Annotated in this window: 15 protein-coding genes; 8 read left to right on the forward strand and 7 right to left on the reverse strand. The window is 43.8% G+C overall.

Features of this window, described 5'->3' with window-relative positions; translation table 11 throughout:
• Positions 1-260 precede the first annotated feature (260 nt).
• Together AB6811_RS04575 and AB6811_RS04580 are read left to right on the forward strand one after the other, a co-directional pair.
• Positions 261-566 carry a hypothetical protein gene (locus AB6811_RS04575; RefSeq protein ID WP_369489257.1) on the forward strand — a complete coding sequence of 102 codons (306 nt, stop codon included), beginning with the start codon at positions 261-263 and terminating at the stop codon, positions 564-566.
• 170 nt (positions 567-736) lie between these two features.
• On the forward strand, positions 737-2,791 hold the full coding sequence (locus AB6811_RS04580; protein ID WP_369489258.1) for a protein-disulfide reductase DsbD family protein: 2,055 nt from the start codon (positions 737-739) through the stop codon (positions 2,789-2,791).
• Between the two features lie 53 nt (positions 2,792-2,844).
• Here AB6811_RS04580 and AB6811_RS04585 read toward each other — a convergent pair whose 3' ends face one another.
• From AB6811_RS04585 to AB6811_RS04605, 5 genes are read right to left on the reverse strand one after another with little or no spacing between them, the layout of a single operon-like run.
• The gene (locus AB6811_RS04585) at positions 2,845-3,570 is read right to left on the reverse strand and encodes a GIN domain-containing protein (RefSeq protein ID WP_369489259.1); all 726 of its coding nucleotides are present in this window, start codon (positions 3,568-3,570) and stop codon (positions 2,845-2,847) included.
• Positions 3,560-4,675, reverse strand: a complete 1,116-nt coding sequence (locus tag AB6811_RS04590; protein WP_369489260.1) for an acyloxyacyl hydrolase — start codon at positions 4,673-4,675, stop codon at positions 3,560-3,562. Before AB6811_RS04590 ends, AB6811_RS04585 begins: the two co-directional genes overlap by 11 nt.
• The gene (locus AB6811_RS04595; RefSeq protein WP_369489261.1) at positions 4,675-5,286 is read right to left on the reverse strand and encodes a porin family protein; all 612 of its coding nucleotides are present in this window, start codon (positions 5,284-5,286) and stop codon (positions 4,675-4,677) included. Before AB6811_RS04595 ends, AB6811_RS04590 begins: the two co-directional genes overlap by 1 nt.
• Complete coding sequence (locus tag AB6811_RS04600; protein WP_369489262.1) at positions 5,279-5,968, reverse strand: SIR2 family NAD-dependent protein deacylase; 690 nt, start codon at positions 5,966-5,968, stop codon at positions 5,279-5,281. The genes AB6811_RS04595 and AB6811_RS04600 overlap by 8 nt, the downstream gene beginning before the upstream one ends.
• Complete coding sequence (locus AB6811_RS04605; protein ID WP_369489263.1) at positions 5,965-7,170, reverse strand: C45 family peptidase; 1,206 nt, start codon at positions 7,168-7,170, stop codon at positions 5,965-5,967. The genes AB6811_RS04600 and AB6811_RS04605 overlap by 4 nt, the downstream gene beginning before the upstream one ends.
• Before the next feature lie 80 nt (positions 7,171-7,250).
• Between AB6811_RS04605 and AB6811_RS04610 the strand changes: the two genes are divergently transcribed.
• On the forward strand, positions 7,251-7,772 hold the full coding sequence (locus tag AB6811_RS04610; protein ID WP_369489264.1) for a DUF3124 domain-containing protein: 522 nt from the start codon (positions 7,251-7,253) through the stop codon (positions 7,770-7,772).
• A 4-nt stretch (positions 7,773-7,776) separates the two neighbouring features.
• Positions 7,777-9,258, forward strand: coding sequence for a potassium/proton antiporter (locus AB6811_RS04615; protein WP_369489265.1), 1,482 nt, complete (start codon positions 7,777-7,779; stop codon positions 9,256-9,258).
• Here the strand turns inward: AB6811_RS04615 and AB6811_RS04620 are convergent.
• Positions 9,239-10,402, reverse strand: a complete 1,164-nt coding sequence (locus AB6811_RS04620; protein WP_369489266.1) for a class I SAM-dependent RNA methyltransferase — start codon at positions 10,400-10,402, stop codon at positions 9,239-9,241. The two genes, AB6811_RS04615 and AB6811_RS04620, sit on opposite strands and share 20 nt — an antisense overlap.
• Before the next feature lie 532 nt (positions 10,403-10,934).
• On the opposite strand from AB6811_RS04620, the gene AB6811_RS04625 reads away from it, so the two are divergent.
• Genes AB6811_RS04625 through pdxH form a run of 4 tightly spaced genes read left to right on the forward strand, consistent with a single transcriptional unit; the run spans position 10,935 to position 13,846 of the window.
• Positions 10,935-11,363, forward strand: coding sequence for a DUF4783 domain-containing protein (locus AB6811_RS04625; RefSeq protein WP_369489267.1), 429 nt, complete (start codon positions 10,935-10,937; stop codon positions 11,361-11,363).
• 4 nt (positions 11,364-11,367) lie between these two features.
• Positions 11,368-12,219 (forward strand): carboxylating nicotinate-nucleotide diphosphorylase, encoded by an 852-nt coding sequence (nadC, locus tag AB6811_RS04630; protein ID WP_369489268.1) that lies wholly within the window; start codon positions 11,368-11,370, stop codon positions 12,217-12,219.
• Between the two features lie 3 nt (positions 12,220-12,222).
• A complete protein-coding gene (locus tag AB6811_RS04635; protein ID WP_369489269.1) occupies positions 12,223-13,185 on the forward strand; it encodes a YihY/virulence factor BrkB family protein in 963 nt (320 codons plus the stop codon).
• A 16-nt stretch (positions 13,186-13,201) separates the two neighbouring features.
• Positions 13,202-13,846 (forward strand): pyridoxamine 5'-phosphate oxidase, encoded by a 645-nt coding sequence (gene pdxH, locus AB6811_RS04640; RefSeq protein ID WP_369489270.1) that lies wholly within the window; start codon positions 13,202-13,204, stop codon positions 13,844-13,846.
• Here the strand turns inward: pdxH and AB6811_RS04645 are convergent.
• The gene (locus AB6811_RS04645; RefSeq protein ID WP_369489271.1) at positions 13,843-17,640 is read right to left on the reverse strand and encodes a PAS domain-containing hybrid sensor histidine kinase/response regulator; all 3,798 of its coding nucleotides are present in this window, start codon (positions 17,638-17,640) and stop codon (positions 13,843-13,845) included. The two genes, pdxH and AB6811_RS04645, sit on opposite strands and share 4 nt — an antisense overlap.
• Positions 17,641-17,764 lie beyond the last annotated feature (124 nt).

Consider the following 17,764-nt stretch of genomic DNA (forward strand, 5'->3'; position numbering starts at 1 on the left):
AATAAAAATATGCGATTGTTGATAATTAAGGTGTGTTTAGTGTTTGGTGTATTGTGTATAGTTTGGTAATGGAACGCAGATGACACAGATAATGCAGATTCACACTGTGCAACTCTGTGATACTGCTGTTGCTCAGTTCACGAAACGATTGTCATGCTGTTCCCCGTCGAAGCATATCATTGAACTTATAACTCTTCATTAATGAGATTCCTCGACTAGCTCGGAATGACAATACCATTAGCTCTCTCACTCCCTTTGTCATGCTGAGCGTTGCCGAAGCATCTCTTTTTTACCATCAATTCCTTTCCCTTTTAGTTGGTTTCCCAGCAGTTGCTCTTTGCAATGCTTTCCTGTTGCGACGCAAAGCTTCAACCTTGCTCTTTGGAAAAAGTGTTGTGTGCATCGCTGTACATGTAGGGTTGCCATGGCGTTACAAATATTTTGCCCCTACGGGGCTGGAAGCGTTGTTCGTTGTTCGTGAATCGTTGATCGTTGTTCGTAAAAGAACCTTGAATCCATTACATTTATCCTTTATCCATTATCCATTATCCTTCTATCCCGTTTAACGGCTAACGATTCACGTTTAACGCCTCATATTCCTCTAAATTCCAAATATTCTCCATTTTTTCCGTTTTAATGTTTACTAGCCATTCACCATGTCCATCCGCTAATTCTATACCTCCATTACTTCATCATTAAAAAGCTATATTTGCAAAAACATAAAAATATATGCATCATGAAGCGAATAGCTCTTTTAAAATCATTAGGTGTATTCCTGTTTGGGCTGCTTGCGCTGGGTCAAGTACATGCGCAGATGGACGATCCGGTTCAGTGGTCGGCAACCACCAAAAGGATTGACGCCAGCAAATTTGAGGTGGTGATAAGTGCCAGCATCGATGAGGGGTGGCACCTTTACTCAACTAAGCTGCCCGAGGGCGGGCCGCTGCCCACCAGCTTTTCCTTTGAGAAACCTGTTGGCTACAAGCTGATAGGCAATATCAAGGAGGTATCGAAGAGCAAGACCGAACACGATGAAATCTTCAACCTTGACCTTTCGTTCTTTGATGGTGAGGCAGTTTTCTCGCAGCTTATTGAACTTGAATCCGAGGAGGCACCCATAAACATTACGGTTGAATACCAGGCTTGCTACGCTGATAAATGTATCTATTTGGAAAAGAGCATTAGCACAGTAGCAAAGTCTTCGGCGCCCATTGAGGGAGCAGTTACAAGTATTGAGGGGCAGGGAAGCGAACAAACAGCAGTAGCCGATAGCGTTCAAACCGAGAAAATAGAGGTAGAGAGTGCAACCGATACAGGTAAAACAGAGGAACAATCGCTGTGGTGGTTTTTCCTTGTTTCGTTTGCTGCCGGACTAGCCGGATTGCTAACCCCATGCGTATTCCCCATGATTCCAATGACAGTTTCGTTCTTCATGGGTAAGCAACAGAACAGGGCTAACGCCATACTTAACGCCTTTGTGTTTGGCATTTCAATAGTAGCCATTTACACTTCGCTGGGGTTGATAGTTTCGTTGTTCAGCCTAGGTTCCGATTTTGCGAATACCCTAACCTCGCACTGGATAACCAACTCAATATTTTTTATCCTTTTTATTGCCTTTGCGGCATCGTTCTTTGGACTTTTTGAGATAGTGTTACCGGGCAGCCTGGCCAACAAAACCGATAGCAAGGCCGATAGGGGAGGACTAATTGGCTCATTCTTTTTGGCTTTAACAACAGTTATTGTAAGCCTTTCGTGCGTAGGCCCCATTGTTGGTGCGCTGCTAGTTGAGGCTGCATCGGGGTTGGGTGCAAAACCCATTGTTGGGATGTTTGGCTTTTCGCTGGCTTTCTCCATACCGTTCACCCTGTTTGCAATTTTCCCGTCGTGGCTTAACTCGCTGCCCCGCAGCGGTGGCTGGATGAATTCAGTGAAAGTTTTTCTGGGATTCATCGTGCTTGCCTTCTCGCTAAAATTCTTACTTACCATCGATCAGGGATACCAGCTTAACCTCATTAGCCGCGAGGGCTACATTGCTATCTGGATGGCTATTTTCACATTGCTGGGGCTATACCTGTTAGGCAAAATCAAATTCAAGTTCGATTCCGATCTTCAACATGTGGGTGTTTTCCGTTTATTCCTGGCCATAGCCAGTTTTGCCTTTGTTTTCTATCTTCTTCCCGGGTTATTTGGGGCACCGCTTAAAACCATTTCCGGTTTGTTGCCTCCACAAAGCAGCCAAAGCTTTGACTTGAAGTCGAATCAGGTAATTATTAGCCAGACCACAGCCCCTGTTGCCGACGAAAACTCGCTATGCGAGGAGCCTCGCTTTGCCGATTTCCTTCACCTCCCTCATGGCCTGAATGGTTATTTTGATTACGACCAGGCTTTGAGTTGTGCACGGGAAAAGAAAAAGCCCTTGTTTATCGATTTTGTTGGGCATACCTGTGCTAACTGTAAGGTAATGGAGGCGCAGGTTTGGAGCGATCCCCGAGTACTGGAGAGGTTGCGCCGCGATTACATTATTGTAGCCCTTTACGTTGACGATAGAACTGAGTTGCCCGAGAGCGAATGGGTAACTTCGGCCCGCGATGGCAAGGTTAAAAAGACAATTGGAAAAAAGAATTCCGATTTTCAGGCTACCCGGTTCAACGTGAATGGGCAACCATACTATGTGTTGCTCGATAACCAGGAGAAGATGCTTGCTGAGCCTCGTGGATTCGACCTCGATGTGGAGGCATTTATTCAGTTCCTGGATAAAGGCGTTGAGGAGTTCAAGAAACGTAACCAGTAAGGTAAAAATAAGTAGGCTGCTCACAGGGCAGCCTATTTTTTTGTGTCCATTTGCTAAGGAACTCTAACCAATTCGCCTGAACCCTGGCGGGTTAGCTCTATTGTAGGGTTACCGCTTAAGTGAATGTTTCCTGCCGTGGTAATATTTGCCTTAAGGTGGTCAGTTACCCAAATATGCATGGTTTCCGTTGAGCCCTGATTAGCCGTGCAATACTTAACTTGGGTTTGCGAAAGGTCGATTAGTGCGGCGCCATGTGCATTCAGGGTTGCATACTCAGCGTACCCCTTGCACCTGTATGTGCCAAAGCTTTCGCCCGATACATCAATCCTAAGTATATCCACATCTACGTAAGCACTGCAATCTACATAGTTACCCCAGTCCACCAGGTAAAAGCTGTGGCTTTTGAAATTGTTTGGTATGGTTAGCTTACAGGGTTGTCGGACTTCTATCATGGGTATTTCAGCCAAGTGCAGCTCAATGTTGATAATGGGGTAGTCCTTTAACCATCGGCTTTTCACATTTTCACGCAAGAGTAAAATATCATTTTGAATTTTAACATCAACATCGTGTATAACCTTATCGTGGCATTTAACAACAAGGAATCCCACAGTGTCCTGAAGTATGGTTATGCTAAATGAACCCTTTATATCGAATTTCTCAAGGGTAAGGGGAAGGCTTATCCGGCGTTCAGCCATATCACCCAGTGTGTAATCGTCTATCAGGCTACACGATTGGGAAATCCAAGCGAAAAGAATCAGTATATACAGTCTATTTCTCATTCTTGATAAAAGAGTATTTAATGCTAAACTCCACAAAATCGGCCTGGGCGAGCCAGTGGGCCTTTATAGCTATTGCTGCACTTATGCCCTTATACAAGTTGAAGCGTATTCCAACCTTGTTGGTAACAGCTCCAAAACCATAAAAACGGTTTCGTAGATAAATACCGGGTTGGAAGGCAATACTTATGCGCTCAAACCCCATTAGGTAAGTGGCATTAATCGCCATGGCTAAGTTGTCGTACCTGTCGGCTGTAATTGGAATATCGCTTTTATCTTTCACCAGGTAGGGTATGGAGTTATCGCTGTATGCGCTGAGCTCCAAACCAAGCATGGAGAGCGGTGCAAATCGGTATAGCTTTTCGGCCGAAAATCCTATAATGCCGTACTGCTTACCTGTAAATGCATTAACCGATTTTACGCTGGAAAAAATGCCTACACTCCACGTTGTGTAGGGTGTGTTATCGGTTGGAAACTCGTTTTTTACCAGATTGGGTTTGCCAAAGGAGTACCTATAACCCAGTGAGGTGGTAAAGATATTAAACCCTAAATTTGGTTCCTTAATGCTTCCGTTGGAAGCATGTGCAAGCCCAACGCTTGCGGAGATGTTATGGTTGGTGGTTAGTTTGTAGTTTACTCCCAGTTCGTACTGAAAAAAAACATTTAGTGGTGTACTCAATACCATGTTAGTTCTGTTTACAGGGCAGTGCCACTTTGATGCGTAGCTCAAGCCTACCGATAGGGTGTTGCTGATGTTAAACCGCCTATTGGTGTTTAAAAAGAAACGGTTGATAAAAAAGTATAACCCGGTTAGATTCCCGTAAAGGGTGTCGTTTCCTAACCCGGAACGATGTATTCCAAAGCCAATAATAGGATAGCTGTACTCCTTGTGCCAGAACTTGCTACCATCGGTTGTTATGCCAAGATTTAGCTGAATCGCATTAATATTTTCTGACAGGAAGTAGGCCATGTAGCCATGATGGGGTATAATAAAGCCCGGCCGCAATTTTAGGTCGACGCTGTACTTTCCCTCCTGTGCAAGGCAAACATGGTTTACAGCTATTGCAGCTATAGCTATCGTTAAAATTCGCTTGGCGTTTGATAACATCACTGAATCCTATAAATAGCCACAAACTCCAAAACCCGGTTGTATTGACCCTTGTTTAGCCGGTACGAAATATTATCCCTGTAGGGTCGAACAGGGAATATGGAGTAGGTTATGTTTAAGCCAAAACGCCACTTTGCGCTGTAGTTGTACTCCATCCCAGCAATACCGGCTATCTCAAACTTGTTGAAGGCCGATACCTCTTCGGGGGGGAAGGGGCCAAGCGAGTTCTCCTCGGTTGCCTTGCTTAGGTAACCAGCCGATAGGCCCAAAACGGCATTGAACCCGTTTACAAACCGGTAGCCAGCAACAACTGGTAGGTCAAAGTAGTTAAGCCGCATACGGTAAAAGTCGGGCGAGTCGGAGGAGCGGTCTTTGGCATAGCTGCCCTTTTGGATATAACGAAAGCTGATGCGGAAAAACCAGTCTGGCAGAAAGTTGCGTTCAACCCAAATGCCTGCAATGGGGCCAGCCTTGTTGTAACCACCATAGGTATCGCCATCAACCTGGGTTGCAGCTATTCCGGCAAGCAGTCCTCCTTTAAAGTTCTGTGCATTGGCCTGGTAAAGGCTTAGGAGTAATGGAATTAGTCCAATGAATATCGGCTTATTCATTCTTAATCATCTCAATAAACTTTGGAACACCTACCGATGCTTTTTCTTTTATTACTGTAACATCGCGTCGCCAGATATTTATATCGTTTGGGTCAATAAGGTATATGGGACAACCTTTAGGGGCATAATCGAGCAGTCCGGCTGCGGGATAAACATTCAGCGAGGTGCCAATAACAGCAAAAATCTCGGCAGTTTGAACCAGTTTAATGGCCTCGTTCATCATGGGTACCTCCTCGCCAAACCATACAATATGGGGTCGTAGCTGGTACCCATCGAGGGTATCGCCCCAGTTAATATCGTTATATCCAATATCGATTATCCTGTTGGGGTTTCCTGTTGGTCGGGCTTTGGTTAACTCACCGTGCAGGTGAAGCACATTCTTACTTCCTGCACGCTCGTGCAGGTTATCAACATTCTGGGTGATTACAAATACATTGAATAGGTTTTGGGCATCGGCGAGCGCTTTGTGGGCTTCATTCGGCTCAACGGTTGGTAGTTGTCGTCGGCGTTGGTTGTAAAATTCCAGCACTAGCTGTGGGTTTTTCTTCCATCCATCGATGCTTGCCACCTCCATAACGTCGTACTCTTCCCAGAGCCCTCCCATATCGCGAAACGTACGTATTCCGCTTTCGGCACTTATGCCTGCTCCCGTGAGAACTATCAGTCGTTTACGTGTGGTCATAAATCGAAATGGATTTTATAGAAATTTTCAACATCCCTGTTAAGTGTTAAATAGAAATTGTAAGCTTCAGTGGGATTGAACTCAAACTTAGTCCACTTGTCGTAAAGCGTTTTGGTACGGGCAATAATTTCCTTGTCGAAAATATTGGTGAGCTGTATTAGTCCGGTTTGCTCCTTGTTGATAAGTTTGCTTAGCAGTACGTAGTTTTCCCCTTCGGCCCATGAGCTAAGCGGGAAGCAATCCTTTTTTAGTTTAAGTGTGAAATCGCATAGCTTGGCGTTTAGTCCATCGGGGGCAGTTATGATTTCGGGCAGCATGCCACCTGCGCCAACCCATAGAGGAATAGCAACCGATGCAGGCTGAAAGCCCAGCTTTACCCACATGGTGGCAAAATCGGTAGGTTCCTTGGGCAGTACTCCCTGAATAACCACTGTTGATGATGAGTAGTACCGAACAATAAAATCGCGGAGCGGGTAAATCTTTTCAGCCTTAGCTATTTCCTTTGATAAATCAATTCCGGTGATATCCTGTCGCAGGCTAACTGTGGCTTTGGTTAGGAAGAATTCGGCGGTAAGCTGACCGTTTTTTTTAGCCTCCTCAATGAGGTTTGAGGCTGTGTTAAAGCGAATGTATCCTGCCCCCTTGTTGGGTTCACCCGAAACCGAAAAGTTTGAACGGATAAGGTACCCTTCCGGGGCATCGGTTGAGCTATTGGCATCGTAAAAGCGGTAGCTGAAGTTGTTAACCTCAAAGTAGCCGGCTCCTCCCTTGGCATCGATAATGCCAAAGTTGGCCGATACACCCCAGGGCTTTGGAAGCGTATCGAGCATTTGGGCAAAATCGGTAATAGTGGCGCACCTGCCAAGGGCTAACTTCATGATGTAGCCTTCCATATCCTCAATCCTTGTTGAATCGGACTTTGGCTTGATATTGTACGATGCCGAGTTCATTATGGCAAATCCGGCGCTGTTGGTGCCAGCCCAGGCATGGCGCTCAGGGTCGTTTGAGTTGATGAGCGCTAAGTATTTAAACCGTGGGCCAACCTCAAAAACCACCTTGTTGTTAAAGTCGTCGGCATCGCGGTGTTTCCATAATAATGGGCGACCATCGGGGGTTGCCTTGCCGCTGATAATGGCTGTTGTGCAAGTTAAAGCCTGAAAGGCTGCAACGGTTAAACCAATTAAAAATACATACCTTTTCATGGTTGAATTTTCTTAAAAGATTTAATAAAATTTTTATATTGCAAGATATGAAATAATTGTAAAACTAAACCATGTTGGGTATGAGATACGCTATAATAAGCATTACCCTGGCTATAGGTGTTTTTTTGAGCTGTAAACACCATGAAACACAAACAGTTAAACTGGCTAAATTTGACCCAGTTCACATTAAGGTGAAGAACCCCGTTAAAAAGGTTAAGGCACAAACGTTCTACTTGCCGGTTTACTCCAGCATACCATTTGCCGAGGGAAAATCGTTTTATGGGTTAAGCTCTTTTATGGCTGTTCACAATACCGATTTTAATAATCCAATTTACATTACTAGTGTCTACTACCTCGATACCGAAGGAAACCTGATAAAGGACTTCTTACTTTCGCGGGTTGATACAGTAATGCCCATGCAAACAGTTAACTACTTTGTTCCGGAAAGCGACAGGAGCGGAGTGGGCGCAAATTTCATTCTGGAGTGGATGGCCGATTCTGCTGTAAACGAGCCCCTGGTTGAGACCATCATGGTAAGCTTAACCAGTGGGCAGGGGGTATCGTTTTCAAGTAAAGGAAAAATTTTGAACGAACTGTATTAAGCAGATGAACTTCACCACTGAGAACTTTTTACTGATTGGTTCTTTGCTGCTATTCATTAGCTTAATAGCCGGAAAAACATCGTTCCGCTTGGGTGTTCCAACGCTCATCTTTTTTCTGTTTGTTGGAATGCTTGCGGGCACGTCTTTTTCAGGACTGGTTGTTTTTAACGATGCAGTTACGGCTCAGTTTATTGGGGTTGTTGCCTTAAACTTTATTCTATTTGCAGGGGGGTTCGAAACAAACTGGATTAGCATTAAGCCGATTATACGGCATGGTATAACCCTTTCCACCCTGGGGGTGGTGTTAACGGCTCTTTTCTCGGGGTTTATAACCTGGCTAGTAACTGATTTTAGTTTTACGGAAAGCTTTTTAATTGGCTCAATTATATCGTCAACCGATGCAGCTGCTGTTTTCTCAATACTTCGCTCTAAAAATTTAGCCCTAAAGGGTAATCTGAGGCCAACCCTTGAGCTTGAGAGCGGTAGTAACGACCCTATGGCTTACCTTTTAACCATCATTTTTCTTGGGCTTGCAACAAGCCCATCGCTAACATTCTGGGAGGTAGTAAAACTCTTTCTTAGCCAGATAATAATTGGAGTTGGTATGGGTGTGGGCTTTGGGTACGCAAGCAAATACATAATTAACAACATCAAACTCGAATATGAAGGGTTATACCCTGTATTAGCAATTACCCTGATGTTGCTAACCTTTTCCTTAACCGATTTTATTGGAGGAAATGGATTTATGGCCGTTTACTTATCGGCAATATTTCTGGGAAACAGTCACTTAATACATAAAAAGACCATCCTGAAAATGTTTGATGGTTTGGCTTGGCTTATGCAAATAATCCTTTTCATTACACTTGGTTTACTAGTGAATGCGGGTGAAATTATTCCGCATATAGGGAACGGTTTGCTTATAGCCTTTGGGTTAATGTTTGTTGCAAGGCCATTGAGCGTTTTCATTAGTCTTTCCCCTTACAGGATGAAAAATCGTGAGCGGTGGTACATTGCCTGGGTAGGATTGCGTGGCGCAGTGCCAATTGTATTTGCTACATACCCCTTGATTGCTGGAATGGCTAAGGCTCAGGAAATATTCAATATTGTATTCTTTATCACCTTGACTTCGGTGTTAATTCAAGGTACATCGCTTATTCGAGTCGCAAAGTGGTTTAGGGTTTTGCTACCACAAAGGGTTAAGCAAATTACCCCTGTTGATGTTATGCTCAGGGAAAATATTAGCACTGAAATGGTTGAGGTTGACATACCTGACGATAGCTGTGTAGTTGGAAAACGAATAGTTGACCTTAATTTTCCTGAAAAATCGCTAATTGTTCTTATTCAGCGCAACGATAGGTACATTTCACCTACCGGTTCAACGGTGATTGAACCAAACGATAAGCTTATTATTGTTGCTGAGGATAAGACATCGCTTAGGGAGAGCTTTAGCTGTTTAAGTGTCGATGCTAATGCGTATCAGCGCTGACTTTCTCAAGCAACGCAAGCGTTTCCACATGGTGCGTTTGCGGGAAGAAATCGAATGGCACACACCGCACTAAACGGTAACCGTTTGTGCATAGCAATTTCAAATTCTTTGAGAGGGTACCCGGGCTACACGATAGGTAGGCAATTCGAATGGGAAGCCCCTGCTTAGTAATCCATTCTAAAACCTCAGTTTCAAGCCCTGTGCGTGGCGGGTTTACGTAAAGTAGTATTTCTTTTCCTTGACTGCGTTTTTTATCAGCCCAATCAGCAATTTGAGGTACCCTTTGCCGGCAAGCACCCCGCAAAACCATTGCTTGGGGAACATTCAAACGGGCGCACTCCACAGCCTCGCCTCCAAGCTCAATACCTAAAACATCGGCATCTCGGTTAGCCCAACGCAGCATGGAGTTACCAGTGCCGCAGTAAAGGTCAATTACAGCGCTTTGGATGCCCGGATTCAGGAAGTTTTCAGCCTCGAGTAACGATTGGTTGTAGAGTTCAGGAATAAGTTGTTGAAATGCAGCTGGGCCGTAAAGTAATCCATTGTAATCGGTTGAACGGGGCTTCCCCCATATTAACCTCCATCCGGATTTCTCAAAAATCCTTCGGCCTGTCGAAGGATTCATGTGGTACCATAAACCCTCAATTCCTAAGCTGGCAAGGCCTTTTACAACCTCTTCGCTTAGCCAGCTCAACGTTGGCTCTTGTTTCGATTTGATTACCAAAACAGCCTGTGCGCCTGAAATTACAATGTATGCAAGTGCAAATGAGTGTTCCCGCGGAAATGAATTCGCAAGCAAGGAAAGTGTTTTGTTCAACCCTGGGGTATGTACGGGGCAGTTGGTAATAGGGATGAACTCGTCGCGCCGCCACATTCCAAACTCCCAAATATTTCCATTAAACCTTGCACTTAGGGTTGTTTTGGTGCGATATCCCCAACGCTTATCTTCGGTAACTGAACGCACAGGCTCAACGCAGCTAGCCCATTCCGGTAGCTTCCCCTTGATAAATGCTCTTTTTTGCTCAAGGCTATCGGTCATGGACCAATCCCTGTGGCTACACCCCCTGCATTCCGGATTACAACCCTGTGGCAGCATAAGCATCAATTTCCGCAAAGGTAATAGAGTTTTGTCTCGAATTGCCATGAATTAAAAGAGGAATGATTCGGAATAGAAGGAATATGTTGGAGTTAGAAGAAGTTAGAAGAAGTTGGAAGAAGTTGGAAGAAGTTAGAGGAAGTTAGAAGAAGTTAGAGGAAGTTAGAAGAAGTTAGAGGAAGTTTAAGCCCGATAAACGTGAACCGTGAGCCGTTAAACGCTTGACTTTAAGCGGGTGTGATACGGAAAAGATGGAATATGATGGAGTTAGAGGAAGTTAGATGAATTGTGAAAAGTTAACAGTTAAGACCAGCAAAAATAAATTGGGGGTAGCTCGAAATGATACGGATTCATTTGGAATGATTAAATTTTGTTGGTCGGTTCGTCAATTGATTTTTCAATTAACCAGATTACGCCAAATTATTTTATTTACACTGATTCCCTGTCTTCATAAAAATACTTAATTTTGAAAAGTTCATATTAATTTGCAGGTTGATAATCGCTTTCTGGCTTATAATTTGTAGTTTAGACATTCTATATTTTACCTTTGGGGAATAAAAAGATGAAAATAAAATACAAGATGTTGCGGAAATTAACAGTTTACTTGATGTCTGTATTGCTGTTACTTGCATCAAAGGCCGATAGTTTGGTTTATCAGGATTCGCCTGAAGCAATTGTTAAGAAGAGCGCCGAGGCCCTTGAAAAGGGTGATGTTGATAACTTAACCCGATATTTCTTCAAAACTGTTGAGATTGATTTACTTGGCGATGAAAACTTTTACAGCCAAGCTCAAGCAGTTTTACTGCTACGATCATTCTTTGAAAAGAATATTCCGGTTAAGTTTACCGTAAACCATCAGGGAGCAAAGGATTTGACAGCTTTTGCTATTGGTACACTTCAGTGTAAGAACGGGTTATTCCGGGTATCGATATTCATGAAAACGGAGCAGGGTAAAACCTATATTCATCAGTTCCGAATTGAGCCCGAAACAGCCATTAATCCAAAGTAAGATCATGACCCCATACGACCAACTTATTGATAGGCTAATTGACTTAGCCATTGCTGAGGACTTAGGCGATGGCGACCACTCTTCCCTTTCCTGCGTACCATACGATGCGGTGGGCGCTGTGCAGCTCATGATGAAGCAGGAGGGTGTAATTGCAGGCTTACGGGTTGCTGAGCGCATATACAAGCGTATCGATGGAAGTATCAGCATTAACTTTTTAAAATCCGATGGCGAATTACTCCAACCTGGCGATATCGCCTTTAGGGCTTACGGCAGGGTTCATGCACTATTACAGGCAGAGAGGATTGTGCTTAATGTGCTTCAGCGTATGAGCGGCGTTGCTACCCAAACCCGGGAGTATGTTAAACTTTGCGAGGGCACAAAAGCTAAAGTGCTCGATACTCGCAAAACTACTCCCGGTATGCGTGTTCTCGATAAAATGGCTGTTGCCATTGGTGGAGGCTTGAATCACAGAATGGGACTTTTTGATATGATTATGCTTAAGGATAACCATATCGACTTTGCAGGAGGGATTGAGCAAGCAATTCGTATGGCTAATGAATACCTTGCCAAAACCGGACGAAACCTGGATATTGAGGTTGAAACACGTAGTTTAAACGATGTGGAAACTGTGCTGCGCGTTGGCGGAGTGCGTCGTATTATGCTCGATAATTTTACAGTTAGCGATACCCGCAAAGCGGTTGAAATGGTTGATGGCCGTTTTGAAACGGAGTCGTCAGGGGGTATAAATCTGTCTACAATCCGTGATTACGCTCTCTGTGGGGTCGATTACATTTCGGTGGGGGCAATAACCCATCAGATTAAAAGTATCGACATGAACCTCAAAAAAGTGGAATAGGGTATGGCAAAACCTTTCGGGAAAATCAGCGCAATGGGGAAAGTGTTGCGTATATGGGCTGTCTTGTTCCGGGGAAGGTTAAAACGTTTTACGGTGCCAAGCCTACATGGAGTTCCGGTGGTAGATGTAATTCGATATTTTTTCCGCGGCATTGTAAATGGTGCTATTACCACTAGGGCATCGGCTGTGGCCTTTAGCTTTTTTCTGGCAACGGTTCCCCTGCTAATTTTTATCTTCACGCTTATTCCATACCTACCGCTTGAAAATTTTCAGTTTCAGCTGCTTCAGCTGGCAAAGGGGATTATGCCAACCTACGCCTACCAAACGGTTGAGGCAACTTTGGTTGAGGTGGTTACCACTAAGAGTTCCGGTTTACTTTCGTTTGGTTTCCTTGCGGCCATATTTTTCAGCCACAATGGTGTAAGCGCCCTTATTGATGCGTTCAATGCCACATACCATACAATTGAAACCCGTAGCTTTGTTGAGCAACACCTAATTGCACTGCTTTTAACCTTTCTGTTGCCATTAATAGTGATACTTGGTATTGTGCTGCTGTTTTTTGGGGAGACCCTATTGAACATTTTGGGCGACTGGGGTGTTTTACATTCATCGTCGATTTTGTTTATCGCTATGATTATTAAGTGGTTGCTTGCCGTGCTGGTTTTCTTTTTTGGTATATCGCTGGTTTACTACCTTGCCCCGTCGCGCAAGGATAAGTTTAGCTTTTTCTCACCCGGAGCCATACTTGCAACCGTACTCATAATTCTTACCTCCTTTGCCTTTTCATACTATGTGAACCGTTTTGGACAGTATAATAAGTTTTATGGCTCACTTGGAGGGCTAATAGCTTTTCAGCTTTGGCTCTACTTTAATGCCTTTGGGTTGATACTTGGTTTCGACCTAAATGCCAGTATCAGAAGCGCCATTAATGGTCGTAGGCAGCGAATCGACATACAGATGGATTAATTTTAATGATGATGTCATGAGCCCTAAAGACCTTAACGCACTCAGACATGAGTATTCCTTGAAGTCGCTCAGCGAGAACGATGTTAAGCCTACCCCCATTGAACAGTTCGACCTTTGGCTTAGCCAGGCAATTGAATCTGGAGTTCCTGAGCCTAACGCCATGACCCTTGCCACCTCAACCTTCGATGGCAAGCCATCGGCAAGAGTGGTTCTGCTTAAGCATTACGATGATAAAGGATTGTCATTTTTTACAAACTATGAAAGCCGAAAGGCAAAAAATATATTGCAGAACCCATATGGTGCCCTTGTATTTTACTGGCCTGAGCTTGAGCGACAGGTAAGGATCGAGGGTAAAATCCACAAGGCTACCGATGCCGAAAGCGACAGGTACTTTAAGACACGACCCGAAGCCAGCAAAATTGGGGCTTGGGCATCGCCTCAGAGCTCAGTGATTCCAAACCGCAAGTACCTGGAACGCTTAATGGCCGATTTTGAGGAAGAATTTAAAGGGAAAACCGTAAAACGCCCGCCCAACTGGGGTGGATACACTCTAGTGCCTACACTTTTTGAATTCTGGCAGGGGCGTCCTAACCGTTTACACGACAGGATACAGTACACACTGATTAATAATCAATGGAAAATTGAGCGCTTAGCTCCTTAGTGATTATCGGATTTCTTTTCTATTAAGCTTAATATTTTTTGGATGAGCAGGGGTGAGTCGATGGGCTTGGTTACATAATCGTCGCAGCCGCTCTCTATACTCTTGTTAAACTCCGACTGGAGCGCATACGCTGTTTGGGCAATAATGGGCAAATCGGGGCGCAGGCGTTTGAACTCCGCAGCTATTGTGTAACCATCGGCATCGGGAAGCCTGATGTCGAGCAGAACAACGCTAATATCCTTATGCTTTTTGAATAGCACTCGTGCCTCGCGTGCATTATGTGCAAAAAGAGTTTTTGCACCGGTTGGTTCAAGTAAGCGCTCAAAGTATAGCCTAATCTCACTGATATCCTCCACAACTAATATCTTTTTGCCTTTTAGCAACTCCGACGACAGGGTTTTTTGTTCCTCTTTTTTTAAGCTCTTACCACTCTCAGTACCTTCCTGAAAAGGAATTGTGAAGTAGAATGTTGAGCCTTGACCCTCAGTGCTTTCTACCCAAATATGTCCACCTAGCAGGTCGACTAATCCTTTGGATATGGCTAATCCTAATCCGCTACCACCGTAAATACGGGTATAGGTATCGTCGGCTTGCCGGAAACGCTCAAAAATAAGGGCCTGTTTTTCGGGCGATATGCCAATTCCAGTATCCTGAACATAGCACTGAATGTAGGGCATATCTTCATCTATCATGAGGGTATATCCAAATCGGATATGGCCAGCTGGGGTAAACTTAATGGCATTGCTCAGTAAATTGTTAAGGATTTGCCTTACCCTCACGGGATCGGAGTATATAGTAAATGGTGATTCCTGTGGCATTTCGGGCTTAAACAGGAGGGTTTTTTGATCGGCTTTCCGTATGAGCTGGTTGGAGTAAATGGTGTAAAGTTCCCGTAAAAGCTCGTTAAAATCGAATGAAGTTTTGTTGATTCTTATTTGGTTGGACTGAATCTTTGAGATATCAATAATGTCTTCAATTAAGGCAAGAAGCTGGTTTCCGCTATTTTCAATCAGTTCAATGTATTGCTTTCCGGTTTCAGTAATACTTTCCTCTGCTTTAAGCAGTTGGATAAATCCAAGCACTGCATTCATGGGCGAGCGGATTTCGTGGCTCATGTTTGAGAGGAACGCCGTTTTTAACCTGTCCGACTCCTCGGCCTGTTCCTTAGCCCTTATAAGCTCCTGTTCAATTAACTTGCGCTCAGTAATGTCGTTAGCAATTCCCACCGATGCAATTGGCTCGTTGAACTCGTTGTATACAGGTGAGGTGGAGAGGAATATTGGGAAGATTGTTCCATCCTTCCGTACATTTAGAATCTCGCCTTTCCATCCCCCTTTTTGGGTAGCTGAATGAATCTCTTTGCTGAGGTCAGAGTCGAAACCTATTGGTCTAATTAAGTTAATGTTTTTTCCCAGTATTTCCGTTTGGCTATAGCCATAAACTTTAGTGAAGGCAGGATTGACGTATATGAAATTTCCATCGAGGTCAGTGATTGATATGCTGTCGTTGGCATTCATTATGGTTTGTGCCAGAATCCGTATCTCCTCCTCAAATTTCTTTTGTTGGGTGATATCGCGCAGCAAAACCAGAAATATCTTTTCACCGGCTGGAACTATGCGAGCCTCGTAGTAAAATATGGAATTTTCTTGCCTGAACGAGTACTCAAACCTTTGAAGTTTCCCGGTTATTGAAGCATAGTTAAGCGCCTCGGAGTATTTTTCGTATATGGATGTTGGGAAAATTTCCGCAATGCTTTTGCCCAGGTGTAGGTTAGATATTTCCGGATAAAATGCTGTATCGGTGGGGGCAAAGTCGATAAGGATTCCTTCGCGGTTAAGTCGGAACAGATGGTCAGGTATTGCTAAGAGCATGGCTCTGAACTTAGCCTCGCTTTCAGTAAGCTCATCTATGGCAACTTTACGATCGGTTACGTCTGTTAGCATACCATCAAAGTAAGTGGCATCGGGGTTTTCGGTAACATTGGGCTGGAGAATATTTTGAACCCATATGGTGGAGCCATCGGCCCTCAGCATCTCAACCTCAATTGGCAACTTGGCAGTTGAGCAGTCAACCAACCACTTGTCAAAATCTCTCAGGAACGATTTAATATTGCTGCCAGTGGCCGCTTGTGAGCTACTAAACCCAAAAATTTCAGCAAATGCGGGATTGCAGTAAACAATTTGTCCATTGCTAAGAATTCGGTATAGCCCCACGGGAATCTGCTCAGTAAGTGAACGGTACTTTTCCTCGCTTTCGCGAAGCACTGCCTCGGCATTTTTCCGGTCGGTTATATCGTGACACATGGCAAAAACAACCGAAAGCCCAAAGTAGTCGCCTCGGTTAAAAACCATATCAATAGGAACAAGATCATTGTTCTTCCTGATCCCCCAAAATTCCATTTTTTGGGTATGACCCTGGTATGCAAGCCTTACCGAACGGGTAACCTCCTCGAGCGATGTTTGTGTATTATCGGTAATTTCATGAATAGTTTTTCCGAGTAGTTCATCCTTGTTGTATCCGAAGAGTATTAGTCCGCTTCTATTGGCATCAAGAATTACGCCGCTTGAGTCAATAATAAGAATGCCTTCGCTGGAGTTGTTGAATAATCCCTTGTAGCTTTCCTCGCTCTCTTTTATGGCCTTTTCGGCCTGTTTTCTTATGGTGATATCGCGGATGAAAACAATATCGATCTTTTCACCCGCCTGATCGACAATGTTTACGTTAAATTCAACATCAATTTCCTCATTCTGGCTCGACACGAGAATGGTTTCGTAAATTGTTGGCTCAGATTTACCCGCAAGGCGGTTTTTATATCGCTGGAGCAGAAATTCTTTTTGGCTTGGATGTATAAACTTAGTTATTGGTTGGTTAAGAAACTCTTCGGGTTTGGTTTTTAAAATCTCAATGATACGGGGATTCCCGTAGATTACTACTCCTTCCTTTACAAATACAATACCATCGTTGGAGTGTTCAACTAGAATCCTATACATCTCCATCGATTCCTTAAGGGCCTCTTCGGCTTGCTTGGCTCGGCTTATGTCGGTTGAAATAACCATTATGCCATACTTCCCGTTAGGAAAAATAACCCTGGTTTCGTGAAGCTGGACAAAGCGCTTACTGCCGTCTTTTCGAATATTATAGACCTCGGTGATTAGGGATTCGCCTCGCAGTATCTTTTTAATATTGGTATCTACCTGCTCCGCTAGTTCCTTGGGTGCAAGGTCGTGAAAGCGCATTTTTAGGAACTCGTCACGAGAATAACCTAAGATTTCGGTAGCAGCAGTGTTTGTGTAAATTATGTTTCCTTCATCGTCGCTGAGGAGAACGCCGTTAGGCGATTGCTCAAAGATTATTCTCCAAGCCTGCTCCTCGGTTATAATCTTTTTAAGCCTTACATGGTTTGTGTCAAAGTTGCTGCTGGCAAAACTTTCAGCCTTTTGTATTTGCCTTTTGAGCAGCTGTAGCTCAATGGCGAGCTCTAGCTCTTTCCCTGAAAAATTAGGCTCAATGTGTAAACTCTCAGGCAGGTTTGCTATTTGGTTGGCAATTTCACTGTAATGTTTTCCGGAAAAGAAAAGAACTACCCCGTCGTAGTTGTCAGTTTTCTCTTTTAGCTTTAGGTATGTGTTTTCATTGTCCAGACCTACTATGGCAACATTAAAGATAGGTAGTTCAATATCAGTAGAAATTCTATCCAGGGTTAGGCACGAGTAACCCTTTTCTTCCAGTATTGTTTCAAATTTATCAACCGGAAGAATCTGATTAATAATAAGTAACGCAACCTTCGATGCCAACTCCTGTTAGTTTTTCATGCGTTTAATATATGGTATTTTTACGTTTATTAACAAATTTACGATTCTTTTTTGGGGTGTTTTTTACCGAAAACTTATAAAGGTTGACAAATGCTGGAGATAGATT

This window comes from Tenuifilum sp. 4138str (assembly GCF_041102575.1).
GTDB classification, from domain to species: domain Bacteria; phylum Bacteroidota; class Bacteroidia; order Bacteroidales; family Tenuifilaceae; genus Tenuifilum; species Tenuifilum osseticum.